The organism is Erwinia sp. Eh17-17 (assembly GCF_039675725.1).
Classification (GTDB): Bacteria; Pseudomonadota; Gammaproteobacteria; order Enterobacterales; family Enterobacteriaceae; genus Erwinia.
This window is the reverse complement of record NZ_JBDFQT010000010.1, coordinates 64542-89371: the sequence shown is the minus strand read 5'-3', so window position 1 is coordinate 89371 and position 24830 is coordinate 64542. Positions and strand designations below refer to the sequence as shown.

The 24830-nt window shown below is 54.6% G+C and carries 21 protein-coding genes; 10 read left to right on the top strand and 11 right to left on the bottom strand.

All coding sequences use genetic code 11. The features are described 5' to 3' along the window. The first annotated feature begins 718 nt into the window (after positions 1-718). Positions 719-2656 carry a methyl-accepting chemotaxis protein gene (locus ABEH87_RS19520; protein WP_013199739.1) on the top strand — a complete coding sequence of 646 codons (1938 nt, stop codon included), beginning with the start codon at positions 719-721 and terminating at the stop codon, positions 2654-2656. A gap of 662 nt (positions 2657-3318) precedes the next feature. Here ABEH87_RS19520 and ABEH87_RS19515 read toward each other — a convergent pair. Beyond that, on the bottom strand, positions 3319-4386 hold the full coding sequence (locus ABEH87_RS19515; protein ID WP_041691785.1) for an aldo/keto reductase: 1068 nt from the start codon (positions 4384-4386) through the stop codon (positions 3319-3321). A 98-nt stretch (positions 4387-4484) separates the two neighbouring features. Between ABEH87_RS19515 and ABEH87_RS19510 the strand changes: the two genes are divergently transcribed. Next, complete coding sequence (locus tag ABEH87_RS19510; protein WP_013199736.1) at positions 4485-5402, top strand: AraC family transcriptional regulator; 918 nt, start codon at positions 4485-4487, stop codon at positions 5400-5402. A gap of 162 nt (positions 5403-5564) precedes the next feature. Here ABEH87_RS19510 and ABEH87_RS19505 read toward each other — a convergent pair whose 3' ends face one another. The 3 genes from ABEH87_RS19505 to ABEH87_RS19495 all read right to left on the bottom strand — a co-directional run bounded on the left by ABEH87_RS19505 (position 5565) and on the right by ABEH87_RS19495 (position 7861). Beyond that, a complete protein-coding gene (locus ABEH87_RS19505) occupies positions 5565-6080 on the bottom strand; it encodes a GNAT family N-acetyltransferase (RefSeq protein ID WP_010259836.1) in 516 nt (171 codons plus the stop codon). Between the two features lie 238 nt (positions 6081-6318). Then, on the bottom strand, positions 6319-6867 hold the full coding sequence (locus ABEH87_RS19500) for a GNAT family N-acetyltransferase (protein WP_346578802.1): 549 nt from the start codon (positions 6865-6867) through the stop codon (positions 6319-6321). Positions 6868-7123: 256 nt separating this feature from the next. Beyond that, positions 7124-7861, bottom strand: a complete 738-nt coding sequence (locus ABEH87_RS19495; RefSeq protein ID WP_346578801.1) for a DeoR/GlpR family DNA-binding transcription regulator — start codon at positions 7859-7861, stop codon at positions 7124-7126. Positions 7862-8167: 306 nt separating this feature from the next. Between ABEH87_RS19495 and ABEH87_RS19490 the strand changes: the two genes are divergently transcribed. Beyond that, positions 8168-8971: a Cof-type HAD-IIB family hydrolase gene (locus ABEH87_RS19490; RefSeq protein ID WP_346578799.1), complete on the top strand. Its 804-nt coding sequence runs from the start codon at positions 8168-8170 to the stop codon at positions 8969-8971. 45 nt (positions 8972-9016) lie between these two features. Here the strand turns inward: ABEH87_RS19490 and ABEH87_RS19485 are convergent, their stop codons facing one another. Next, entirely contained in the window at positions 9017-10351 is a 1335-nt protein-coding gene (locus ABEH87_RS19485) for a VOC family protein (protein ID WP_346578797.1), read from the bottom strand. Between the two features lie 519 nt (positions 10352-10870). Here ABEH87_RS19485 and ABEH87_RS19480 point away from each other — a divergent pair. The 3 genes from ABEH87_RS19480 to ABEH87_RS19470 all read left to right on the top strand — a co-directional run bounded on the left by ABEH87_RS19480 (position 10871) and on the right by ABEH87_RS19470 (position 14156). Continuing rightward, the gene (locus ABEH87_RS19480) at positions 10871-12412 is read left to right on the top strand and encodes a carbohydrate porin (RefSeq protein WP_346578796.1); all 1542 of its coding nucleotides are present in this window, start codon (positions 10871-10873) and stop codon (positions 12410-12412) included. Between the two features lie 37 nt (positions 12413-12449). After that, positions 12450-13634, top strand: coding sequence for an alpha/beta hydrolase-fold protein (locus ABEH87_RS19475; protein WP_346578794.1), 1185 nt, complete (start codon positions 12450-12452; stop codon positions 13632-13634). Positions 13635-13739: 105 nt separating this feature from the next. Then, entirely contained in the window at positions 13740-14156 is a 417-nt protein-coding gene (locus tag ABEH87_RS19470) for an NUDIX hydrolase (RefSeq protein ID WP_346578792.1), read from the top strand. Here the strand turns inward: ABEH87_RS19470 and ABEH87_RS19465 are convergent. Next, positions 14153-14902, bottom strand: coding sequence for a 6-phosphogluconolactonase (locus tag ABEH87_RS19465; protein ID WP_346578790.1), 750 nt, complete (start codon positions 14900-14902; stop codon positions 14153-14155). The genes ABEH87_RS19470 and ABEH87_RS19465 overlap by 4 nt on opposite strands. 182 nt (positions 14903-15084) lie before the next feature. On the opposite strand from ABEH87_RS19465, the gene ABEH87_RS19460 reads away from it, so the two are divergent. Then, positions 15085-15864: a 2OG-Fe(II) oxygenase gene (locus tag ABEH87_RS19460; RefSeq protein WP_346578788.1), complete on the top strand. Its 780-nt coding sequence runs from the start codon at positions 15085-15087 to the stop codon at positions 15862-15864. Between the two features lie 2 nt (positions 15865-15866). On the opposite strand, the gene ABEH87_RS19455 is transcribed toward ABEH87_RS19460, so the two are convergent. The 3 genes from ABEH87_RS19455 to treF form a co-directional block, all read right to left on the bottom strand. Further along, positions 15867-16952 (bottom strand): DUF2817 domain-containing protein, encoded by a 1086-nt coding sequence (locus ABEH87_RS19455; protein WP_346578833.1) that lies wholly within the window; start codon positions 16950-16952, stop codon positions 15867-15869. Positions 16953-16964: 12 nt separating this feature from the next. Then, entirely contained in the window at positions 16965-17744 is a 780-nt protein-coding gene (locus tag ABEH87_RS19450) for an ABC transporter substrate-binding protein (RefSeq protein ID WP_346578786.1), read from the bottom strand. A 160-nt stretch (positions 17745-17904) separates the two neighbouring features. After that, positions 17905-19539, bottom strand: coding sequence for an alpha,alpha-trehalase TreF (gene treF, locus ABEH87_RS19445; protein ID WP_346578831.1), 1635 nt, complete (start codon positions 19537-19539; stop codon positions 17905-17907). Positions 19540-20077: 538 nt separating this feature from the next. On the opposite strand from treF, the gene ABEH87_RS19440 reads away from it, so the two are divergent. Beyond that, entirely contained in the window at positions 20078-20704 is a 627-nt protein-coding gene (locus ABEH87_RS19440) for a LysE family transporter (protein ID WP_346578785.1), read from the top strand. Positions 20705-20776: 72 nt separating this feature from the next. After that, the gene (locus ABEH87_RS19435; protein WP_346578784.1) at positions 20777-21670 is read left to right on the top strand and encodes a LysR family transcriptional regulator; all 894 of its coding nucleotides are present in this window, start codon (positions 20777-20779) and stop codon (positions 21668-21670) included. A gap of 46 nt (positions 21671-21716) precedes the next feature. Here the strand turns inward: ABEH87_RS19435 and ABEH87_RS19430 are convergent, their stop codons facing one another. Together ABEH87_RS19430 and ABEH87_RS19425 are read right to left on the bottom strand one after the other, a co-directional pair. Next, positions 21717-22496, bottom strand: coding sequence for a Sua5/YciO/YrdC/YwlC family protein (locus ABEH87_RS19430; RefSeq protein ID WP_346578782.1), 780 nt, complete (start codon positions 22494-22496; stop codon positions 21717-21719). Between the two features lie 139 nt (positions 22497-22635). After that, on the bottom strand, positions 22636-23700 hold the full coding sequence (locus tag ABEH87_RS19425) for an SDR family oxidoreductase (RefSeq protein WP_346578780.1): 1065 nt from the start codon (positions 23698-23700) through the stop codon (positions 22636-22638). A 96-nt stretch (positions 23701-23796) separates the two neighbouring features. On the opposite strand from ABEH87_RS19425, the gene ABEH87_RS19420 reads away from it, so the two are divergent. Further along, complete coding sequence (locus ABEH87_RS19420; RefSeq protein ID WP_346578778.1) at positions 23797-24705, top strand: LysR family transcriptional regulator; 909 nt, start codon at positions 23797-23799, stop codon at positions 24703-24705. Positions 24706-24830: the final 125 nt, after the last annotated feature.

Sequence of the window (24830 nt, the reverse complement as noted above, 5' to 3'; positions counted from 1 at the left end):
GTAAGCTTTTTCGCTTTCACAGGAAGGTACAGGAAACCGGTGCGCTGAAATTTGACCCCCGTCACGCTTATCCGGGCGAGGGGAAATGGAAATGATGTCTTATATTACAGCAAGATAGCGTGTTTCACTTCCATATGGTGAAAGCATACTTTCACCGGGAAGGCATTCGCGAAGCAAAGCGGCAATAATATGAAAGCACCGGGTGGGCAGTTGTGTTTGATGTCAACCAGGAGGTGTTTATAGATGCGCTGTAATTGTCAACGATGAAGGTCCGCTGTGAGCGAGAAGCGGACATTGCTAACAGCGTTATGAGTGAATCAACGGGGAGCAGGTCACTCGCAGCGATCAAAGCGCCTGCCAGGTCAGATAGTTTTGCTTCACCTTACCTCCCCGAGACAACGTCCTTCGGCGACATGTTCATAATACATGTGCGCGATCCGCATTTAGTTCAGCCGACTCATTCAAATCTCAGTAAAAATTCTCAGATTAAAATCCAGCAATGACTAATGCCGCTGCGAACATAACTTCATCCCGAGAAATAATGATTATTTAGCTTAAGTGCTTTGTTTAGCGTTACTAAAGGTTTATTCCGTAAAGCAGTAAATCAACAATGCGGTATAAAGTTAATGAAGGAATAACCGATAAAAAGGTTAAGGTGCTTTGCAAATGTATCTTTTGTAATTATCACTATAACGAATTAATTCACCAGGAATTATAAATGAATAAGATTCTTAACAATATAAGTCTTACCGCCAAATTTGCCATTCTGGGCCTGTTTTCCCTTGTCCTGTTCTCAGTTCCTACCATGCTTTTTGTTTCCGAAGGTAATAAATACATTCAGGATAAGCAAAGGGAGGTAACAGGTGTACCCGTAGAAAATAAGATTTTAGCCCTACTCAATTTGATACAGCGCCATCGTGCAGAAACCGCCATTGCCATTGCAACTAAAAATCCAGCAACACCGTCCCGCGCTCAGGTCAGAGATGAAATTGAAAACATTACTGACGTTATTACTAAAGATATGGCCAAGACAGAAGGCAGCGCTGCCATAATCAGCAAAATTAATGATGTGCGCACACAGTGGAGCCAGCTACAGCAGAGAATCGATTCTTCACAACTGACTCTAACAGCCAGTCTTGATGCGCATGCCCTCCTCATTCGCAACCTTTTGAACGCGAACCGTGATGTGCTGGATTTTTACGGCCTTTCTCTCGATTCAGATATCAACACGTACCGTTTAATTACGAGTAATTTTTCATCATTGCCTGAATTGACCGAAAGCCTTGGGAAAATACGTGCATTCGGCACTTCCCTTCTTGCCCGAAATGAAAGCATAAGTGAAGCAGACTCTGTCCGTATGGAGTCTTTAATCAGTAATGGTTCGTATAACCTGAATTTATTTGTTCAGGATTCTGAAAAACTATTTTTATCTGATAACACACTTAAGCAAAAGTTCAGTGCAGATGCAGATGCAGCCGTTCAGGAGGCAAACAGTGCTCTCAAAACCGCTGAGGCGATTTTTCTTAACCGGAGCATGACGAATCAAAACCCGAAAAACTATGCAGCGCTCTTTACGCACGCTATTAACAAATTCAGCGACTACGCCATTGGTGGAGGTAATGAGCTGAATGAAATGCTGAATGCGCAGATTAAGGAACACCGGTATGCACAATATGCACTACTGACAGTTCTTGTTTTTATCGTCCTGTTGGCAGTAATTTTCGCTCTGGTTATCATTCGCTCCGTTACCAGACCTGTCAGTGCAGCATCAAAGCTGGCGCTTGAAGTCGCAGGTGGTGACCTTACGTCAACATTTACGGTGACAGGACGTAATGAAACTGCCGGACTGCTCAAGGCATTACTGCAAATGAGTCAGCGACTTACACTTACGGTTGAAAACATCAAAAGCAACGCTGTCACTATCGCTACCTCATCTGAAGAAATTGCTCGCGGAAATGGTGATCTTTCTGCGCGAACTGAACAACAGGCAGCCTCTCTGGCTGAGACTGCGGCCAGTATGGAGCAGTTATCGTCAATTATCGGCAATAATGCAGATAACACGCGCCATGCTGCTGAAATGGCCAACTCCGCTACCAGTGCGGCCTTAAGAGGCGGTGAGGCGATGGAGTCAGTGCTGGCTTCAATGGAAAAAATAAGCAACAGTGCGGGGCAGATTAAAGAAATCATCTCCGTTATTGACGGGATAGCGTTTCAGACTAATATTCTTGCTTTAAACGCAGCCGTTGAAGCTGCCCGGGCAGGTGAGCACGGCAAGGGCTTTGCTGTTGTTGCATCTGAAGTCAGGGCACTCGCACAGCGATCGGCTGGAGCGGCGAAGGAGATCAAAGGACTGATTGAGCAGTCAGTTGAGCATGCCGAACAGGGAATTTCGATGGCCCTGGATGCCGGTGAAAAAGTTAAGCAAAGCGTGGAAGCTATTGAGCAGACATCTCAATTAGTCAGAGAGATTTCATCTTCTTCTGAAGAACAGAGTGCGGGCATATCTCAGATAAATATTGCGGTGACACAGATGGATCAGGTTACGCAGCAGAATGCCGTACTGGTTGAAGAGTCTGCATCATCTGCTGATGAACTTGCAAGCCGGGCCGCAAGCCTGAGGGATGCTGTCAGCGTGTTCCGCACAAACGCTGTATAAGTGGTTCAAATACTTTAGTTGTGTGCCATTTAATGCGGCAACATTTTTACAAAACTTCTTCTGTATTTGCATTTGATAAGCCATCTTGAGGGATGGCTTATCTCATTTAAAACCATGATAAAGTTATACTGTTGCAATTAAAGGCTCGGTGGACTAATTGAACGCCTGTTGAAATATTTGGCATTACTCTCCAATTGCCCATATGAGCTACGCTCATAACATCCGTAATGCAACCTGCAACGCGTTCCTCTTTATAGTTGTTTCTATTGCGGATGGCCTTCATAATTCCTCTCGTGCCGGACGGCGCGTTACACCTTCCCCCTGGGGCGCTGTTCTGCACTCGCGCCATCCGGCCATTCAGTCAAATCTCTTACTACGCAGTTTCATCAATCAGACTTCAAATTTAAAAATGGCGATATGCAGCAAATCATTAGAGGCGGGGTTAGCTGCATAGAGGCGCTGGCCTGCTCTCGGTAAACTAACATTCCATGATGCAAGCAACGTCCGCTTTTGGCACCAAACTGCTGTAGGTGAAGCCCATCAGGCTGCTTCGAGCGAGCAGCGGATCTTTGACACTGAGATATTCAGCTTCTACTGGCATTTATTTTGTACCAGCCCTTTTCGGCCTAAATACGAACCGGACATCCCATATATATTTTATTTCAGACGGGTGACTCGCCCAGCACCCAACTGGGTCCGGTATCGGTAAAGCCCGCAGGGAAACGACTCGCGGCATTATATGACTGTATCCAGCCCGGATAACGAATCCCTGGATGACTGACCTCATCGAGCATTCCTTTTTCTTCTTCACTGAGCTCAACAGACAGTGCGCAGAGGTTGCCCCTGAGTTGCTCCACATTACGCACGCCCGCTATAACGCTGGTCACCTGCGGTGACGAAAGCAGCCAGGCGAGCGCAATGCAGGCTGGTGTGGTGTTGTGTTTTTCAGAAACTGCTCTGAGCACATCCACGATATCCCATGCCTGGTTCTTGTCGACGGGTGGAAATTCGATCTTCGCGCGCCTGCCCGAAGCGTCATGATTGCCGCTGCGATCAAACTTGCCTGAAAGCAGCCCGCCTGCCAGTGGACTCCAGCACAGAAGTCCGCTGTGGCTGTCCTTGATTGCCGGCAGGAGTTCATGCTCAATGTCGCGGCAGGCCAGCGAATAAAAAGACTGTACGCTGACAAATTTCTCAAGCTTATGTTCAGCCGAGACACCCAGGGCTTTGGCAAGCTGCCAGCCCGCATAATTCGAACAGCCGATATACCTGACCTTACCCTGTCGCACCATATCATCCAGTGTCCGTAAAACCTCTTCAGGCGGCGTTGCAGCATCAAAGTTGTGAACCTGATATAAGTCAATGTGATCGGTTTTAAGCCGCCGCAGGCTGGCTTCAAGCGCCTGCATCAAGTGATAGCGCGACTGGCCTGCATCATTTGGGCCCGCATTCATTCTGCTGTGCGCTTTTGTTGCAAGGAAAACCTGACCGCGGCGCTGCGCCAGCACTTCGCCCAGCACGCTTTCAGAGCCCCCCGAACCATAGACATCGGCGGTATCAATAAAATTGATGCCGGTGTCCAGCGCCTCACCAACGATAATATCCGCCTCTTTGCCCGTCAGACGGCCGATGGCATTACCGGCGGCATTATCCGCCCCGCCAAATGTCATCGTCCCGAGACAAATGCGTGAAACATAAACCCCTGTTTTACCCAGTTCTGCGTATTTCATTTGGTTTTCTCCGTTAAGCTCCAAATGATAATGACGCAGATAAAAGCTTTCTTTTATTATAGAAATCCCTTTTTTATTATTCATTCGTCCAGGATGTTATGGATCCGCTGTCTGATATTCTTTCACTCCTGAAGGTAGAGGCCATTCTTACGGCCCGTATGGAAGCACGTGGCCCCTGGGCAATGCGGTTTCCCTCTTATAAACACATTAAGTTCGGCACTGTGCTTGAGGGGAACTTCTGGCTCTGGATGGTCGGAATGCAGCCTCTGCTGCTTGAAAAAGGGGACTTCTATCTTCTGACCTCGGGTGACGCTTACTGCTGTGGCTCAAGTCCGGCATTGATGGTGAGTGACGGACGGCAGATATTCTCTTCTCACCGTGAAGCGGATGGCGTGGTCCGCTACGGCCAGGGAGAACTTATCAGTGAGGGGATTGGGGGAAGATTCGTATTTGAGGAGGCTTCCAGCCCGCTGCTTTTAAAACATCTGCCTCCGGTTCTGGTTTCACGACGAGAGGAAAGTTCTTCTCCTGCACTCACCGCCCTTATCACTTTGCTTTCGCATGAAACATCAGCGCTTCGTCCCGGACACGACATTGTGGCCAGTAGCATGGCAATACTTGTTCTGGTGCAGATGCTGAGGGAATACTTAGAGGGTAATCAGAAAGGGACATCCTGGCTGAAAGCGCTCGGTGACAGGAAAATAGGAACCGCACTGTCACTGATACATTCTTCTCCATCTGCAGACTGGACGCTGGCAAGTCTGTCTGCTAAATCAGCCATGTCCCGCAGTGCGTTCGCTAGTCGGTTTCACCAGCTTACCGGTTCAACGCCCGGGAATTATCTGACGTCATGGCGAATGGAGCTGGCATGCGCTGAACTCAGGAAACATCACTTAAGTATTAGTGAGATAGCAAGATTAACCGGATATAAATCTGTTCCCTCTTTTTCGCTGGCATTCAAACGTCATACCGGAAGAACGCCAGGAGGCTACCGCAATCTGCATAAGAACACTTAAGAGGCCACTCTGATAATTGTCTTTTTAATGCGTTTGCAAAATTATCAAAAAGTTATCGCAGCGTGCAAAGATACAACGTCCGCTTCTGGCACAGAGCGGACACGGCATCAACATTCTGCAGATTTCCTCTGCCTCCCTGGCAAGCCAAATCAGTGCGATAGCTTAACCAGTACAGCCGCTAGGCTCTGCCGAACTGTCGGAAGCTAGTTTACGCAGGAGTTCACCATGAAGATAATAATTCACAATACCGTCATTTATTGTGCCCCCTAAAGACTGATAAAAACGGTTTGCTCCGGCGTTTGATTTCTCGGCATTCCAGCTGAGGCTACGACACTCATGTTCAAGAGCGAGTTTCGCCATAAAACGCATTATGGATTCCCCTATGCCTTTACCTCTCTCACTCTGGGAGACATAAAGCTCTTTGATATGCAGCTGGCCACTGTACCGGGGAGAAGGGTAGAGAATACTGCAACACGCCAGCCCAACGATATGAGCGTCGTAGCGAGCCCTGAGCACCAGAGTACCGGAGAGCTGACTGAACAGTCGATTGCGGAGGTAATTCTTCAACAGTGGTTCCTGAATGATGCCCTTACCATAATAGTGTTCTTCCATTTCGGTAAAAATTTTCACCATGGATTCCCATTCATCTGGCGGACACAGTTCTACCCTTACTTCCATGTTTACTCCTTTTAGCTAACAAAACGCTACAGCTGAGGTAGGATTTAGTATCATTGCAGCCATTAACAATTCAGCCCGATTCTTGGATTAAATCTGCCGACACACCAGAAGCGTCGTTTCAATCGTGTCTTATAGCGTACAACTTGGTCAATCCTGCGCTTTTCAGATGTTAACACTCACAATTAAGGAATTCAGATATGTACGCTATGAGCGAGGAGCGGACGTTGTATTACTAGTATCATTGCACTCTTCGAGCATTCCACTCATCGCGGGTGATTTCCCAAAGCTCAGAATCCAGAAGGCCGCTGACATACTCCTTCTTAACAGTTTTGATAAGCCGCATTCCGCTAGTGACCGAAATACGTTGAGAGCGGCTATTAAGGGCTGCTTTAGGTGCGCGTAACACCGGCTTATTCAACACATTGAACCAGTAATCTGTAGCCGCAATACTAGCCTCACGCATATAGCCCTGACCCTGATATTTCGGTGCGAGCCAGAATCCACGATTGTTATCTTCTTCATCGTAAAGACAGATCAAGCCCATGACTTTATCTGGTATCTCACGATTTCTGATAGTCCAGAACCATGCAATTCCTCTCGCCATGTCAGGCATAGCAACGTTATTGACGTAATTCTCTGCACCATTCTCTGGATAAGGCCAGGGGACCGATGCCACCATATAGCGGACTATTTCCCAGCGGGGATAAAGCGTCTGGATCTGCTTAGCATCTTCGGCGACTAATGGTTTCAAAAGCAACCGATCTGTTGTAAGTGTGGGGGTTGGCATGGGCAATTATCCTTGGTGGTTGATGAATTCCCGATCAGATTTTGTTTACCTTACGAAAAATATGCACATACCGTCATCTGTTGCATCATGCAAAGATGGTATTACGGCTTCAGCGTCCGCTACTGGCACGGAGCGGAATTAGATCAAGCCTACAATGCTAGTTGCAACAATCTCTTTACAACATCAATTTTTAAGCAGCCCATTCGTGCAGCTGCATCGATTTACCCGTTTAATGGGGCTTGCTCCACATACAAGATCAGGCCTTCAGCACTTTCACTCCCTGTTGCAGCAGGGCCGTTTCATCGTTCAGCAACAGTTGGGCATCGGTGATCACCGTATCGATGTCGCTGTGCTTCGCAACGTTATAGGGGAACAGCTTGCCGAACTTCCCCGACTCGGCAATCACAAAGTTTTGCACCCGTTTCTCAATCGCCAGGCGGATATTCTCCGCACGCATGATATCGCGCCCGGTAAAGCCATAGTCCGGGTGATAGCCATCAATACCGATAAACACCTTATTGAAATTGATGTTATTGATGCACAGATGGGTAAGCGGCCCCACCAGACACTCGCTGCGCTTTTGCAGCACCCCACCAATCAGCACCACGTCCTGATAGCAGTTTTTCAGCTCGTTAGCGACGTAAACGCAGGGTGTTACCACGGTGACATCCAGACCAGATCGGCCAATTTCACGGGCGAAATGGGCATTGCTGCTGCCCGCTTCGATAAACAGCGTATCCCCTTCCGACAGCAGCCCCAGCGCCCGCTTGGCCATCATTTCTTTGGTGGAAAAGTTGCTGCTGACACGCTCAGAGAGATCGTTGAGCGACACCGCAAAACCGTGGATCCGGCTGAGATAGTGCAGGCTTTCCAGCTCCGCCAGATCCTTACGGATCGTGACGCCGGAGACCCCGGCGATCTGCGCCAGCTCATGAATACTGACCTTGCCCTTCTCCTCTACCCGATCGAGGATGCGGCGGTGTCGCTGTTTCATATTGACCTTATATCGTGACGGAAACTTTCATTCGTAAAACAGAATTTTCATATTAGGTAAGTGACCGGCGGATAACAATCTGCGGCGACAGAAAATCACTGCCTCTTTTCCAGGTCGGTTTTTCCCTGTAATGAAGGATTCAGCACCTTGGCGTCAAAAAAGAGTGCCGGGAGGGGAAAACGCGCTGGCTGTGCGGCAAAACAGAGCAAAAAAGAGGAACCCATGGGCAAAAGTTGCCTCTTTTTTCGTTCACTGTTTCCAGGGATGATGGGGACTGTTTTTTACTTTTTTTATTCAGGGGACCTGATGATTAAAATGATTGCTGTCGATATGGACGGCACCTTCCTCGATGACAATAAAAGCTATAACAAAACGCGTTTTCTGGCGCAGTACCAGCAGCTTAAACAGCGGGACATTAAGTTTGTCGTCGCCAGCGGCAACCAGTATTACCAGCTGATCAGCTTTTTCCCGGAAATTCGCGATGAGATCGCCTTTGTTTCTGAAAATGGCGCGAATATTGTCGACCGGGGCAAAACGCTGTTCTGCGGCGAGCTGAGTGATGAACATCTGGCGAAAGTGCTGGAAGTCCTGGCCGGGCTGCCCTACGCCCATACCGTGGTCTGCGGCCCGCGCAGCGCCTATATGCTGAACAGCGCGCCCGATTCGCTGCGCGATCTGATGTCGCAACACTATCATCGCCTGGAAATGCGCGACGATTTCAGCGCGCTGAATGACACTATCTTCAAATTCTCACTCAACCTGGCCGACGAGAAGATCCCGGAACTGATGGCGCACATTGGTCATGCGCTGGACGGCATCGTCACGCCGGTCTCCAGCGGCTTTGGTTTTGTTGACCTGATTATTCCCGGCATTCACAAGGCTCACGGGCTGGCCCTGCTCCAGCGCCAGTGGCAGATTGCCGATGACGAAGTGGTCGCCGTTGGCGACAGCGGAAATGACATTGAGATGGTGGCCCACGCCGGTTTTGGCTTTGCGATGGCTAACGCGCAACCCGCCGTGAAGCAGGTGGCGCGCTATCATACCGACAGTAACAATCATGAAGGGGCGCTGAACGTTATTGAGGGCGTGTTAACCGGTCGGATAGGTTAAACGCAGGGGCGATCATCCCGGCCGGCCGAAACAGAAGGTCGGCCCCTACGGGAACAGGCGGTCGAGCGAGTCCTGCTGCAGCTGCTGATACAGGGCGAATTCATCAATCACCGTGGTGCCCAGCGCCTGCTCAAAGGCCGCCTGGCTGGGGCTGCCGCTGCCCACCTGCTGGGTATCACCGCCGAGGTTAGACTGGAAAATCCCTGCCGCACTGACCGGCAGAAAATCTTCGTAGATAATCGGTTCGGCAATCACCGCACCGCGCGCAATCAGGCTTTCCAGATCTTCGCCCGCGGCGGCGGCCTGCTGCGGATTGCGGCGATAGCGGTAAAACGCCAGCTGCTGCTGACGCAGCCGATCGGCATCGTCCGGGAAAGCCGCAAACACCGCGCTCAAATGCCGCTGGTGGCTGGCATTATCCGCATGTTTCTCGCCGGAGGCTTCACGCAGCAGCTGGTCATACAGCTCACGACCTTTGCGCGTCAGCGCCACGCCGCGCTGCTCAATTTCGCCAAAGCGCGCCGTATGCATTCCCCCCGTCTGGTCGGTAAAATCAATCGCCTCATTCAGCGCTTTAAAGCTGGTCTGCCGCAGCAGGATCGGGCAGCGCCGCGCAGGCGGACCTTCGATGGTCTCTTTCGGCGTAATGCCATACTCCGGCATCAGCTGCTGTACGCGGTCGATATCCAGCGTGCGCGGCGTCAGATGGTTGATGTGCGGCCCGTGAAAACAGACGACATCAGCGATCAGCCGGTGCTGGGCCAGCAGCGCGTTGTAGGTCGCGAGATCGACCGAGGCCTGATGATGCCAGCGGAAGGTTTCCAGCGCCTGCTGCACAAATTCATCCGCCTGCTCATCATCCAGACCGCCCTGCTGCTGCCAGAGCGTCAGCAGTTCGCGCAGCCGGGGGGTAAAGATGTCGCGCCGCGCCAGAATATCGCTGACCCGCTCGCGCAGCGCCGGGTCGTCAATCAGCTCCAGACGCAGCAGTGAGGTAAAGATGCGGAACGGGTTAATCTGCAATGAGGCTTCCGCTACCGGGCGGAACGCCGTGGAGTGCACCGGCACCCCGGCGGCCGACAGATCGTAATAGCCCACCGCCGACATGCCCATGACCGCAAACAGCTGACGCAGAGTGGACAGCTCCTGCGCGGTGCCCACGCGGATAGCGCCGTGGCGCTCCACGCTCAGGCGGTTCACCTCCTGCGGCCACTGCGCGGCATCCAGCACCTGCGGACTTTGCGCCAGCACCTGCTGATTCACCTCGCGCACCAGCTGTAACAGCGTGCCATATTGAGGAACTTCCTTTTGATACATCGCCGACATCGCTTTAGAAAAGCGGTCACGAATATGGTCTTCGCTGATAAATCTGTGACTCATTGCGGCTCTCCTGAATGGCCCTGTTCAACTTCCCACAGGGAGGATAGTCATGCCTGCCATCGGTAAGTGTTAGTTTCATCACAGATTGTAAACAGAGAATGAAAATCTCATTGCAGCCCCGGACGCAACTGATACAGAATCTTCTTATTACGAAATATTTCACCCTGATTTTCGTTAATCTACACTCCGGATTGTTACTGTTTGCCAGCCTGCTGGTAACAGGCAAAACCTGAACCGTTTTTCTCGCCGTTTTGTCACGGTCGAAGAAAAACGTTTCAGGTTTTTTTTTGCCTGCGGAAAAGCGGATTGCGGAAAAATTTAAGGAGAACAGCATTAAAGAAAACAAACGATAAAAATAACCCACTGATTTAAAGAGTGTTGTCTGCACCGGCACCCGCTCTTCATTTTATGCCCGTTAGCGCTACGACTGGCAGGGATTCCGCATGCCTTTTATTTATCATGCCACACCAGGGAAACGAAAAAGTGAAAACACACTCATTAAAAATAATAGCCGTTCTTATGACTTCTGCACTGTTTCCAAACCACGTTCTTGCCGCGAAATTAACGCTGGAACAGCGGCTGGAATTACTGGAAAAAGAGTTACAGCGGACTCAAACTGAATTCCGCGAATATAAAGCACAGCATCAACAGCCTGCTATAGCAAAACGTGCGGCACCGGTCAGTGCTGCGGATACGGCCCCTGTCGCGGTCAGCGCCAGCTCAACGGTTGACGTCGCCAGCACCTCTACCGGTGGCGAAAGCCGCCAGCCGGTCAGCCTGAAAGAGATCAGCCAGTACGTGAAAGAGGATATTGGTTTCACCTACTCCGGCTACCTGCGCAGCGGCTGGGCGACCGGTAACAACGGTTCCCCGCAGTCGTATGCGATCGGCTCTGTCGGGCGCTTTGGCAATGAACACAGCGGCTGGTTCGACTTGCTGCTCAAGCAGCGGGTCTATAATCAGAACGGCAAAACGGCCGAAGCCATCGTCAAACTGGATGGTAACGTCAGCCAGCAGTATGGATCAGGCTGGTTCGGCGATAACAACGGCAATGAAAACCTGCTGCAGTTCTCCGATATCTATCTGACCACCAAAGGCTTCCTGCCGTTTGCGCCTGAAGCAGACTTCTGGGTCGGGAAGCACACCCTGCCGGTGTATGAAATCCAGATGCTGGACTGGAAGAGCGTGCGCACCGACGTGGGCGGCGGTGTCGGCATCGAAAACCTCGCCGCCGGGCCGGGCAAGGTTGACCTGTCACTGACGCGGGAAGATATCGACGTTTACTCGCGCGATCTGGCGAATAAGACGCAGATGAACACTAATTCTGTCGAAGTCCGCTATAAAGACCTGCCGCTGTGGGACAGCGCCACGCTGACCGTCATGGGCAAATATTCAATGGCGAATAAAACTGACGAACAGAAAAGCAATGAAGACAGCAGCCGCTTCTATGCGCTGAAAGATGCGTGGCTGGGCACCGCCATTGTTCGCCAGCAGCTGAGCAACAAAGGTTTTAACGACTTCAGCGTTCAGGCCGGTAACAACTCCTTCGCCAGCAGTTTTGCCAATTACAACGGGGCCAGCTCCAATGTCAGCTACAACGGCACCTACTATGGCGACCACACCAACGGCACGGCGTTCCGCGCCATCTCACAGGGTGAAATGTATCTGAGCGATAAGATCATTATGGCGAATGCGCTGGTTTACTCGCGCGGCAGCGATGTCTACAGCTACGAAAGCGGTTCACACAGCGATTTCAACAGCCTGCGAACGGTGGTGCGTCCGGCCTGGATCTGGGATAGTTACAATCAGACCGGCGTCGAGCTGGGCTGGTTTACCCAGACCAACAAAACCCAGTCAGGCGAAAAGCTGAAAGAGTCCGGCTATAAAACTACGCTGTATCATGCGCTTAAAGTCGATACCAGCATCCTGAACTCGCGTCCGGAGATCCGTTTCTACGGCACGTATCTGCATGTACTGGATAATGAGCTGTCGAATTACCGCTTCCAGGACAGTAAAAACGACCAGCTCTCTCTGGGCGTGCAGGCGGAAGTGTGGTGGTAACCGGCCCTGATTTTCTTAACCGATAAGGAAGTAACTGATGAAGAAGTCTGCTGTTGCACTGCTGCTGTCCGGGCTGGTACTGGGGGCGTCGCTCCCGGTATTTTCCGCGACGCTGCCCGCTGATTTCCCTGTGCTGCCGCCCCAGGACCGGCCGGTGAATCAGTACGTAACCCAGGTTAACGCTGACCGTACAATCACCTTCCGGCTGTTTGCCCCTCAGGCAAAAAAGGTCTCGGTGTTTACCGGTGCCACGCCGGACAGCTACGTTTCGCATCCGATGGTGAAGGATGCCAGCGGCATCTGGAGCTTCCGTTCGGCGGTGCAGGCCCCTAACCTGTATGAATACTTCTTCAGCGTCGATGGCTTCCGCAGTATCGACACCGGTACGGCGTATGCCAAACCGCAGCGCCAGGTGAACACCAGTCTGATTCTGGTGCCGGGCAGTATTCTGGACGTGCGTAACGTGCCGCACGGTGAACTGCGCACGCTGACCTATCACTCGCCGCAGCTGAAGCGGGAGCGCCAGGTGGCGGTGTGGACGCCGCCGGGTTACGACGGCAAAGGTGCGCCGCTGCCGGTGCTCTACTTCTACCACGGCTTTGGCGACAGCCTGCGTTCGGCTATCGATCAGGGCCGCGTACCGGAAATGATGGATAACCTGCTGGCAGAGGGAAAAATCAAGCCGATGCTGGTGGTGATCCCGGATACGGAAACCGATACGGCCACCACCACCCCGGAAGAGTATGTGCCGCAGGATCGCCGCAAGCTGTTCTATCCGCTGAACGCGGCGGCGGCCGATCGCGAACTGATCCACGATATTATTCCGCTGATTAGCCAGCGCTTTAACGTGCGTCATGATGCCAACGGCCGCGCGCTGGCGGGCCTGTCGCAGGGGGGATATCAGACTCTGGTGTCCGGCCTCAGCCACCTTGATTATTTCAGCGCGCTGGCGACCCTGAGCGGCGTCAGTACCACCACCGTACCGAATGCTCAGGTGGCGGCGCAGCTGGATAAACCCGACCAGATTAACCGCCAGCTGAAAAACTTTACCGTGGTGGTGGGCGAAAACGACACCATTACCGGGAAAGATATCGCCGGGCTGAAGCAGACGCTGGAAGAAAAAGGGGTGAAGTTTGATTATCACGCCTGGCCGAAGCTGGGGCACGAAATGGATGTCTGGCGGCCTGCCTATGCTGAATTTGTGCAGAAGCTGTTCCGTTAAGCCGCAGCGGCGTTTCTTTTGACTCAGTGAAACGCCGTTTATATCATTCTGCACTATCCGGCGGGTCGCAGGACCCGCTTAATCAGATGAGTGATGGAGAGGTCAATGTCACAGCCACGTATTGGCGTCGGGGTATTAATTTTCCGCGACGGCAAGCTGTTACTGGGGAAACGTAAAGGCAGCCACGGTGCCGGACACTGGTCGGCCCCCGGAGGGCATCTGGAGTTCGGCGAAACGCCGCAGCAGTGTGCGGCACGTGAAACGCAGGAAGAGTGCGGATTAGTTACCGGAGAGTGCATCGCCGGGCCGTTTACTAACGATCTCTTTCAGGCCGAGCAGAAACACTACGTCACGCTGTTTATGCTGGCTTACCACGCCAGCGGCACGCCGCAGCGCTGCGAGCCGGACAAATGTGAAGGCTGGCAGTGGTTTGACCCGGCGGCGCTACCGCAGCCGCTGTTCGCTCCGCTCAATTCACTGCTGAAACAGGTGGATCTGTCAGCCCTGAGCGCCCTTCACTAGCGGACGGCGTGCGCGGCCAGCCAGGCTGCATCCAGCCGCGTTGCGGCGGCGGCATCAAGATACAGCGTGCAGTTTTCATGCCGCTGTAACACTGAGGCAGGCAGGGCTTCGGTCGGGGCGTCCATCAGCATGCGGCGCACCACTTCCGCTTTATTCTCGCCGCTGACCAGCACCATCACCTGTCGCGCCTGCATAATGGTCTGAATGCCAAAGCTCAGGTAGCTGTCGGGTACCCTTTCTTCCGCACCGACCTCATGCACCAGCGCCGCCATCAGCGCACCGTTACAGCGGTCGATCTCGATTTCGCGCGTCTGAGTGTCAAAAGGCGTTCCCGGCAGGTTCGCCGCAATATGTCCGTCCTGCCCCACGCCCAGCAGCAGCAGGTCCAGCCCGCCATCAGCGGCAATGGCCGCATCAGCCTGGGCGACATTGGCCAGGGTTAACGGATGGATGCGCGATGGCGGGATCCCGGCCGGGGTAAACAGATGGCGGTCGATATGCTGATAAATGCAGCCTGGCTGCTGTTCTTCACCGCGAAACGGAATGTCGTCCTGCAAATAGTAGTGCACCTGCTGCCCGGCATTTTCTGCCTGTAATCGCGCCACCAAGAGCGGGTACAGGCGCAGCGGCGACGAGCCGCCCGTCGGCGCAAAGTTAACCCTTCCGCTGCGCGTCATCTGAGTAAAAATATCCGCTGCGGCCTGCTGGCTGAGGGACTCCATGTCCTCAAATAACCGAATTTTCATTATTCATTCCCTTGTTATTCGTTTAATTACAATACGCTATTCGTTTAAAAAACCGCCACGATTATAGCCGTGTACCGGATGATTAAGTAGCAATTTTTCGGCTAAAAAGCGTGCAAAATCAGTAGCGCACAGTGCGGCGACATCGTACAGTGGAACCTTCCCTTTCTGTCCGTGAGAACCTGATGAATCCTCTTGCTTCGCTGCTTAACCTGAGTGCTCACCCGATTACGAATGCCGCTTACACCGCCCAATGTCAGCAGCAGCTTGCTGCAAGCGGCGCGCTGGTGCTGCGTGGTTTTCTCACCCCTGCCGCACTGGCCGCGATCAAGCAGGAGGGGGAAGATAACCAGCATCTGGCGTTCTATGCCAGCAGCCAGCACAACGTCTATCTGCAAAAAAGCGACGAGGCGTTTGCTGCCGACCACCCGCGTAACCGCCAGGTGGTGTCATCAAAAGGCTGTATTACCGACGAAGAGATCCCCGCCGCCTCGCCCCTGCGCGCCATGTATGATTCGGCCGAATTTAAAGCGTTTCTCTGCGGTGTGCTGGAAGAAAAACAGCTGTTCCCGTATGCCGACAGCCTGTCGTCGATCAACCTGCACTACGCCCACAGCGGCCAGGAACTGGGCTGGCACTTTGATAACTCCTCGTTTGCCATCACGCTGCTGATCCAGAAGCCGCAGGCGGGCGGTGTTTTTGAATACGTCAGCCATCTGCGCAATGCCGAAGCGGGTGAGATGAACTACGACGGCGTGGCAGCCGTGCTGGACGGTGAGCGTGCGGTGGAAAAACTGGCGATTGAGCCGGGGGATCTGGTGCTGTTTCGCGGGCGCAATGCCCTGCACCGCGTCACGCCGACGGAAGGGGAGATCACCCGGATGCTGGTGGTGCTGGCGTACAATGCTCAGCCGGATGTCGCCCTGTCAGAAAGCGCCCGCATGACCTTCTACGGGCGCCTGTAAGGTTACTGCTGTAGCGCCTCCCAGCCGCGCTGGAAAACCTGCCGGGTGCGCAGTGCCGTCAGCGCCCGCCAGTCCGGATCGGCCGGGTAGAAACCCTCAAACAGCTGCTGTTTCACGCGCAGCGCCTGCTCGCTGTTCAGGTCTCCGTAGAGGTGCAGCCAGTGGTCGTCACGCACGCGGCGGTGCATCTCGCGGCCGTCGTACGTCCCACACTCTACCACCAGCTGGATCAGGTCGGTTTCAGGCAGCTGGTCCAGCATAAACTGCGACAGGTAGCCCGTGGCGGTGGCCGTCACGCCGGTATCACTCTCGCTGCTGGCCCCGGTAATAATCACCGTCAGCCATTCGCCAAACAGGCGTTTCGCCTCATCCAGCGCCGGGTAAGCACGTTCGGCAATCGCCAGCAGCATCGGATGGCCCCAGGCACCGGCCCCGGTATGCAGGTCAAAGCTGATAATCCGCCGCGCCATTTGCAGATGATTGGCGATAATCTGCCGCAGGATCTGCTGCGACCAGCTGGCCTGACTGCCGCCATAGAAAATACCATCGGCAAACTGATACTGTCCCGCCTCTACAATACGCTTCACGCCGTTCCAGCCGATGTCGGCACACTTCAGCGCCATCTGCACATCGGCCTCTGCACGCTCTGGCCCGTCAAGATCGCGACAGGTGTAAAGGCTGTGCAGCGCCGGGTAGGCGGCGTTGTGCGGCACTTCAGCGCTGAAATCAACGAAGTTACGATTCAGATCGGCATTGTCTTCATTCACCCGCCGCAGATGCGCCGTCCCCCACGGGTTAATCAGATGCACCAGCACCAGCGCCACATCCTGCGGCAGCGTACTGCCATCCAGCCCCTCCAGCCAGGCGATCTGGCTGTCGGAACCATAGTAGCCCTCGACGCCGTGGGTGCCGGACACCACCAGCATCACCTGCGGCGCATCGGCACGCCCTATTACCGCCACATCGGTGGAGAGCGCTTCGCCCTGCGGGCCGCTCAGCGGGTGCGGATAGCGGGTGACCGCGCCACCCCGCTTGCCAACCGCCGCGAGAAAGCGGGCGCGCTGGGTTTGAAAATCAGGCAGTGTGATCTCCGTCATGACTTACTCCGGGCGGTGATAGACATCGAAGCTGAAGTATTTTTTCGCCAGCTTGTCGTAGGTGCCGTTTTTATGCAGTTCCGCCATCGCCTGGTTAATTTTGGCGATGCGCGCGCCGTCGTCTTTACGCAGGCCAATGCCCACGCCTTCACCGAAGTATTTCGGGTCATACAGCGGTTTTCCGGCAATATGGTAATCCACGCCCTGCGGCGTTTTCAGGAAGCCCGATTCCGCCGCAGCGGCATTGGTAAAGGTGGCATCCAGGCGGCCTGACGCCAGGTCCGGGTAAATCTCCGACTGATTGGGATAGCTCACTACCTGAACGCCCTTGCTGCCCCACATGGTCTGAGCAAAGCCCTCCTGGGTCGTGCCCTGCGCCACGCCGATCGTTTTGCCTTTCAGCGAGGCCAGCTCCGGCAGCAGTTTGCTGTCTTTACGCGTCAGCAGCGCGCTGGGGGTGTTGTAGAGCATATCGGTAAACGCCACCTGCTGGCGGCGCTTGTCGGTCATCGCCATCGCCGAGAGGATGGCATCAAACTTACGCGCGTGTAAGGCCGGGATGATGCCGTCATAGCCGGTCTGCACCCAGACGCATTTGACCTGCATCTGCTGACAGATAGCGTTGCCCATATCAATATCAAAACCCTGTAACGATCCGTCAGCGGCTTTCGATTCAAACGGGGGGAATGTCGGGTCAACGCCGAAGCGCAGCTCTTCTGCCGCCAGGGCGGAAGCGCTAAACCCCGCCAGTAAAGCCAGCGCGGTCAGGGTCAGTTTTTTCATCTCACGTACTCCGGATCATCATGCGGGTTAACCTCAAGTAATAGCATGATTTTTCATGGAGAAATAAGGCTTTTGTCTTATGGCAGACGGGGATTAATAAGCCATTTTTATAATGCGGAGTCTGGTCTCAGAGGTGGCCGGGTGGCCACCTCCTGTGGGATTAACGCTGCGGGTACATCTCCAGCAGGCGGCGCGTCACGCCGTTGGTCCAGCCGAAGCCATCCTGTAACGGATACTCGCCGCCGCCGCCGAGCAGCGCGGCATCGCCGCTGATGTTGTATTTCTCCACCAGCTTGTGATGCTGCTGCCAGGTGCTGTCAACGGTGGTTAACCAGCGGCAGGCGATCTCCTGCGCCAGCTGCTCTTCGCCATAGCTGTTGAAGCCTTTGACCGCCAGCCACTGCATCGGTGCCCAGCCGTTCGGGCTGTCCCACTGCTCGCCGGTGACTTCCATGCTGCACAGCATGCCGCCGGGTGCCAGCAGATAGTCACGCACGGCTTTCGCGGTGCGGGTCGCCTGATCGAAGCTCGCCATACCGACATACACCGGGGTCACCGCCGCCGCAGAGAACACGGCTTTCTCACCGTCACGCCAGTTGTAGTCACGGTAAAGGCCGGTCTCTTCTTCCCACAGATATTTATCCACCACCTCGCGGCGGCGCAGCGCCAGCTGCTGGTAGCGGTCTGCGGTTTCCTGTTCACCTTTACTCGCAGACAGGCGGGCAATGGTGGTTTCCAGCTTGTAGAGGAACGCATTCAGGTCGATCGGTACAATGCTGGTGGTCTGGATGCTCTCCAGACGACCAGGTTCGGCCAGCCAGCGCGAGGTAAAGTCCCAGCCGGAGGCCGCTCCGGCACGCAGGTCGCGGTAGACCTCGCTCGACGGGCGTGACGAATGACGTGCGGTTTCGACGTCTTCCAGATATGACTCGTCGCGCGGGGTATCGCGGTCATCCCAGTAGCGGTTCAGCACCGACCCGTCGGGCAGCATCACCACGTGGCGATAGGCCTGATTCGGCGAGAGATCGCTCTGCCCATCCATCCAGAATTCGTATTCGCTTTTCAGCTGCGGCAGGTAGTGCTGCGCCTCATGGATGTCATTTTTCTCAAACAGCTCCACCATCATGGCGAACACCGGCGGCTGCGAGCGGCTGAGATAATAGGTACGATTACCGTTCGGGATATGACCGTATTTATCGATCATCCACGCAAAGTTGTCGGCCATATTACGCATCAGATCGCAGCGCCCTGCCGAAGCAAAGCCCAGCATGCTGAAGTACGAGTCCCAGTAATAGGTTTCACCGAAGCGCCCGCCCGGCACCACGTAAGGTTTAGGCAGCGGCAGCAGCGAGGAGAACTCACAGTGCTTTTCAGGCTGGCGGGTTAAGACCGGCCACAGGGCGTCGATGTGTTGTTCAATGGTGTTGTTCGGATCGGCGACATAGCGGCTGTCATGCACCTGCGGCAGATCGAAGTTCTCCAGCACAAACTCCAGCAGGTTAAAATCTTCCTGCTCGCGCGCCAGGTAGTAGCGGTAAAGAATACGCTCGGGTTCGTGTTTTGGCGCACAGTCCGCGAAGGTTTTGCTGTCGGAAAAAATACGCGCCATCTGCACGGCTTCGAACAGCTCCTGATAGCGGTCAGAAGGGGTAAGAATGTCAGGCGCGGGCAGCCCACGGATGGGCTCCGGCTGCGGCTCGACCGCCGATTCGGGGCCTGCCTCATAATCGTCATACCAGGCTTCATATTCAGTAGGGTTATTGTCAATCATCGCTTCATTTTGGTTAAAAGTGATAAGAACCTCCTGATGCCAAAAGACTCTGGCAACGTCGCTTGGTGAATAAGGGAACCAGTATAGTACCCCAGTCTCAGCGCGCAACCCGATGTTTCCATTACGCTTAATGAACAGATATTTCAAAAAATAAACAACAGGATAAATAAGCCAAATTTATTGACATAAAAAATGAATACCCGGAGTGATTAACGCTGACGTCACCCGGTTATTTTTAGAAATAAAGGCCAGTTAATTTCTAAATTACAGCACATTAGCCGACTTTTTCCCGTGGCGGTTCAACCCGCTGCCTGGGGGCGGCGCCTCTCACGAGGTTGGCGCGTTGTAAACGTTAAAAAAGGGCGGCATTTCCCCCGAATTAGGACAATGCTCAAATATCATCGCGGGGTAACGGCTGCCAGGAATGAGGCTGGCAGGAATATTTCCCGACTGTGATTTACTTCTCACTGCCGGGAAAATAAACTACGGCGCCTGAGTTTTCATCAGACAGAACAGACTTCTCCCCCCTCAGGCTGAGGGAGGCAACCTGAAAGGAACGACCATGACGCTTCAACTCTGGCTGGCTTATACCGGCGTGATCGCCGCACTGATTGCCATCCCCGGCCCGTCGGCCCTGATCAGCATGACCCACGGCCTGCGCTATGGCCGCAAACAGGCTCTGGCGACGGTGACCGGCGGCGTGCTGGCCGCGATGGTGCTGATGACCGCTTCCGCACTCGGTCTGGGGGCGATCCTGGCCGCATCGACCACCGCCTTTACCGTGCTGAAAGTGGTCGGTGCCGCGTATCTGATCTGGCTGGGCATTGCCGCCTGGCGCGACAGCAGCGAACCCGCAACGGTCAATGCCGCAGAGCTGGAAGAGGCACCGGGTGCCCTGCGCCTGTTCCGTAAGGGCTTTATGGTCGGCATCAGTAACCCGAAGGACCTGCTGTTCTTTGCGGCACTGTTTCCGAACTTTGTCGATGCCAGCCAGCCGCACGCCATGCAGTTTGCCACGCTGGCTGTCACCTGGGCGGTGCTGGATTGCAGCATTATGTTCGGCTATGCCTGCGCCGGACGCCGCCTGTCGGGAGTCTTTTCCAACGCGCGTCGCCTGCGTATTCTCAACCGTTCTACCGGCAGCCTGTTTGTTTTCGCCGGGGGCGCACTGGCGATCTCTGCGAAGTAATCCGCTGACCTCACGGCGAACCTTTCTTCCGGGTTCGCCCGCTGTTCTCCCCTCAAGACACCCGGGATCATCATGAGCGATTTTGAAAACCTGCACGGGATGATTATTTTTGCCAAAGTGGTGGAAACGCTGAGCTATACCGAAGCAGCAAAGGCGCTCGGGCTGGCAAAATCTTCGGTGAGTAAAGAGATCTCGGCGCTGGAAGTGCGCCTGGGGGCGAAACTGCTGCAACGCACCACGCGACGCATTCAGGTGACGGAAGTCGGCATGACGTACTACCACTACTGCTACCGCATCCTGCATGAGGTCAAAAGCGCCGACCTGTTTATCCGCCAGTTCCACGAAGAACCGACCGGCAGCCTGCGCGTGGTGGCACCGGTGACCTTTGGCTGCCAGTGTATCGTTCCGGCGCTCAACGGCTTTGTCGCCAGTAATCTCCACGTCAGCGTCGATCTCGATCTGACCGATCGCGCAGTCAATCTCGAAGAGGATGGCTTTGATATCGCCATCGCCATCACCCGCGAACTGCCGGAACACCGCCACTATCGTCCACTGATGGATATTGTCTGGGGACTGTATGCCGCCCCGGATTACCTGAATAACCTCGGCCCGATCGCCAGCCCGGACGATCTGCCGCGCCATGACTATATTCTGTTTCGCGGTCCGGCCCACACCATTTCATTGCCGTTTCGTAAAGAGAAGCAGAAAAAAGATATTGAGGTGCGCAGCCGCTTTCGCGCCAACAACAGTATTGCCCTGTTAAATTCAGCGGTGGCGCAAACCGGCATTGCCTATCTGCCCAGCTATATTGCGCAGGAAGCCGTGGCTCGCGGGGATCTGGTGCAGCTGTTACCTGAGTGGGAAATGGATATTTATAAGTCCTACGTGTTGGTGAAAAGTGATAATTTCATTTCACCGCGCGTCAGGTTATTTATTGAAGATTTACAGAAGGCGTTGCAGAAATAACATCGATTAAAAGGGCCGACCCTTTTTCCGGTCGGCCCCTATTAAATTAATAATAATTGCCGTGGCGGTAATCCCAGGTGGTAAAGATATCCGACATCATCGACATAATCTTATCCACATCCAGACCTTTACGGATCAGCACCGGGCACGGCGTGATATTACGCTCGCCTTTCTGCTCCGGCACCAGCTTGCCGCTGTCGTCAACCATCGCCACCATCACACCCTGCTCGTAACGGGTCTTTTCTGACTCATTTGGCTGGATAGATTTCACGTAGTCGTTGGCGGCGATAATCAGGTCAGCGTGCTGCTCAATGCGCTCGCCGATGCCTTCAACCAGGCCACGGTTGCCTTTACCTGACGGGTTCGCCGAGCTGGCGAAGGAGAATTTACCGTGGTTTTCCCACAGCTCTTTCGCCAGATTTTCACCGGGAACACCGAACTTGATCACGAAGCAGCTGGTCTGACGGCGGTCCATCATCAGATCTTTCGAGCCGTCATCCGGGATACGCGCTACCGCTTCTTCTTTCCACGGCAGGATGCAGCCCAGCAGCACGTCTTTGTCCCAGTGCTGCTGATACAGCGCTTCGATTTCCGGGTTCAGCTGTGCCAGCTCTTTCAGCTGTGCCAGGGAACCACACAGCACCACGCCCGGCTTGTTGCGGTTGCGCTGCTTGGCGTCAAATTTGCGCTCCAGACCTTTGGCGTCAGAGGTCATGATGATGTAGCCCACTTTGGTCGGGCAGACGATCATGCCGCCGTCCGCAGACAGGATCTTCACGGCTTCTGGCTGTAAGCCACCATTCCAGTTAACAACTTTATCGTTCATAGCAGCACCTTCGGTTCAGATTCGGTTCAAATTAAGAGGGTCATCGCCCGTTGAAACCATCCTGCCACAGCCAGTTTTTAGCGCAACAATAAACAAATAAAAGCCACGATTGTTTCCCACAGGAAACAATCGTTGCCTGTCAGCGCGGGATTAACTGCTCTGCTTTCAGCCGGTCAAACAGCGCAAAGAATGCCTCGCGCGTGGGCTGATAGCCAGTAAAACCGGCCTTGCGGCTTTTGCTGATGTCGGTAAACACCTCCATCGGGCGACCGAGGTCGGCATCGGTATGCCACCAGGAGGCCAGTTTAGTCACGTCGCTCTCTTTCAGCCCGAACTCACCGGCAATCTTCTGCCACTGCGCCGCTGCGCCATCCATACGCCCTTCCAGCGGCTGCTCGCCGTTGAATGGCGCAGCCTCTATGCCGAAGTAGGCAGCGATTTCGCCCCACATCCACTGCCAGCGGAACACGTCGCCATTGACCACATTGTAGTCCTGATTTTGCGCAGCAGGCGTGGTGGCGGCCCAGATCAACTGGTCGGCCAGCAGGCGGGCGTCAGTCATATCGGTCACCCCTTCCCACTGCGCTTTCGAGCCAGGGAAGACAAACGGCTGACCGTTCTGTTTGCACAGCGTGGCGTAAACCGCCAGCGTCTGGCCCATGTTCATCGCATTACCGACGGCGAAACCAATCACCGTATGCGGACGGTGCACGCTCCAGCTACAGCCATATTTTTCTGCGGCAGCAAACACCTCATCTTCCTGCGCATAGTAGAAGTTCTCTACCGGCTGACGTCCCTGCTCTTCGCGGAACGGAGTGACCGGCACAGCGCCCTTGCCGTAGGCATCGAACGGGCCGAGATAGTGTTTCAGCCCGGTGATCAGCGCAACATGTCCGCCTTTCAGCGTATCGCCCAGCGCATCCAGCACGTTGCGCACCATCGCCCCGTTGACGCGAATGTTCTCTTTCTCATTTTCCTGTCGTGCCCAGGCGCTGAAAAAGACCTTATCGACCACAACGTCCTTCAGCGCGGCCTGTACGGACTGCGCATCGGTCAGATCGGCGGTCAGCGAAGTCACGCCGGCGACCACCGGGGTACGGCCGCGTGACAGACCCGATACCTGCCATCCCTGCGCCATCAGGCGCTCTGCCAGGGCACTTCCGGTGACGCCGCTGACGCCCACAATCAAAGCTCGTTGCTGCATAATGTCTCTCCTGTTCAGTGAATACCTTCAGCTTAATAGAGAATTAAATTCTCATCTCAGGTATAAATTCACAGCATTAATGAACAGGAGGAACGAATGGCGGCATCTGAAGATCGTCTGAAAGGCATCACGGCGTTTGTCGCGACGGCTGAGAGCGGCAGCTTCACCGCCGCCGCCGAACGCCTGCACCTGACCAGCTCCGCCGTGAGTAAAAGCGTGGCGCGGCTGGAGGCACGTCTCGGTTCGCGGCTGTTTGAGCGCACTACCCGGCGTCTGGCGCTGACCGACGCCGGGCAGGCTTATTACGACACCTGCACGCGCGTGCTGGGCGAGCTGACTGAAGCCGAATCGGTGCTCGCCGCCCAGCGCACCATTCCGGTGGGCCGCCTGCGCGTGGCTGTCCCGCACACCTTTGGTCGCCTGCACGCGATGCCGCTGCTCAATCACTTCTGTCAGCAGCACCCGGACATGCAGCTCAACCTGTCGTTTTCCGACCGCTTTGTTGACCTGTTTGAAGAGGGAGTGGACGTCGCGGTGCGTATCGGCGGGCCGGGTAATTACCCGGAGTCGCTGGCGGTACGTTACCAGGGTTGCGAACAGCTGATATTTTGCGCCACCCCCGACTACCTGGCGCAGCACGGTACGCCGCAGTCGTTAGCGGAGCTGGAACAGCACCGGGCGATTGTTTATGACCGCATCGACGGCAGCACCAGTCCGTGGCACGTCACCTCGCCGGACGGCCGTATCACAACGCGCACCGTGCCGCACCGTATGGCGCTGGGCGACGGTGAAGCTCAGCGTTCAGCGGTGCTCGCCGGGCTGGGGGTGGCGCAGATGGCGACATGGCTGATGGAGGAGCAGCTGGCACGGGGGGAGCTGGTATCGTTTTTACCGCAGCTGACCGTGCCGGGCCTGCCGCTGTACGTGGTCTGGCCGCGCAGAAAGCAGCTGACGCCGAAAGTCGATGCGCTGCTGAGTACGCTGGAAAAATTGAGGATTGAATAGATAAGGTATTCATCACGGCTGGTGCAAAACCACGGCACGGGGCGACCGGAAAAAAAGGTCGCCCCCTACATACCGGGGGCACACGCACGGTGCGGGGCGACCGGGAAAATGTAGGGGCTGACCTT

Coding starts and splice junctions, on each gene's coding strand:
- ABEH87_RS19520 (WP_013199739.1), top strand. CDS start 719: ATGAATAAGATTCTTAACAATATAAGTCTTACCGCCAAATTTGCCATT.
- ABEH87_RS19515 (WP_041691785.1), bottom strand. CDS start 4,386: ATGAAATACGCAGAACTGGGTAAAACAGGGGTTTATGTTTCACGCATT.
- ABEH87_RS19510 (WP_013199736.1), top strand. CDS start 4,485: ATGGATCCGCTGTCTGATATTCTTTCACTCCTGAAGGTAGAGGCCATT.
- ABEH87_RS19505 (WP_010259836.1), bottom strand. CDS start 6,080: ATGGAAGTAAGGGTAGAACTGTGTCCGCCAGATGAATGGGAATCCATG.
- ABEH87_RS19500 (WP_346578802.1), bottom strand. CDS start 6,867: ATGCCAACCCCCACACTTACAACAGATCGGTTGCTTTTGAAACCATTA.
- ABEH87_RS19495 (WP_346578801.1), bottom strand. CDS start 7,861: ATGAAACAGCGACACCGCCGCATCCTCGATCGGGTAGAGGAGAAGGGC.
- ABEH87_RS19490 (WP_346578799.1), top strand. CDS start 8,168: ATGATTAAAATGATTGCTGTCGATATGGACGGCACCTTCCTCGATGAC.
- ABEH87_RS19485 (WP_346578797.1), bottom strand. CDS start 10,351: ATGAGTCACAGATTTATCAGCGAAGACCATATTCGTGACCGCTTTTCT.
- ABEH87_RS19480 (WP_346578796.1), top strand. CDS start 10,871: ATGACTTCTGCACTGTTTCCAAACCACGTTCTTGCCGCGAAATTAACG.
- ABEH87_RS19475 (WP_346578794.1), top strand. CDS start 12,450: ATGAAGAAGTCTGCTGTTGCACTGCTGCTGTCCGGGCTGGTACTGGGG.
- ABEH87_RS19470 (WP_346578792.1), top strand. CDS start 13,740: ATGTCACAGCCACGTATTGGCGTCGGGGTATTAATTTTCCGCGACGGC.
- ABEH87_RS19465 (WP_346578790.1), bottom strand. CDS start 14,902: ATGAAAATTCGGTTATTTGAGGACATGGAGTCCCTCAGCCAGCAGGCC.
- ABEH87_RS19460 (WP_346578788.1), top strand. CDS start 15,085: ATGAATCCTCTTGCTTCGCTGCTTAACCTGAGTGCTCACCCGATTACG.
- ABEH87_RS19450 (WP_346578786.1), bottom strand. CDS start 17,744: ATGAAAAAACTGACCCTGACCGCGCTGGCTTTACTGGCGGGGTTTAGC.
- ABEH87_RS19440 (WP_346578785.1), top strand. CDS start 20,078: ATGACGCTTCAACTCTGGCTGGCTTATACCGGCGTGATCGCCGCACTG.
- ABEH87_RS19435 (WP_346578784.1), top strand. CDS start 20,777: ATGAGCGATTTTGAAAACCTGCACGGGATGATTATTTTTGCCAAAGTG.
- ABEH87_RS19430 (WP_346578782.1), bottom strand. CDS start 22,496: ATGAACGATAAAGTTGTTAACTGGAATGGTGGCTTACAGCCAGAAGCC.
- ABEH87_RS19425 (WP_346578780.1), bottom strand. CDS start 23,700: ATGCAGCAACGAGCTTTGATTGTGGGCGTCAGCGGCGTCACCGGAAGT.
- ABEH87_RS19420 (WP_346578778.1), top strand. CDS start 23,797: ATGGCGGCATCTGAAGATCGTCTGAAAGGCATCACGGCGTTTGTCGCG.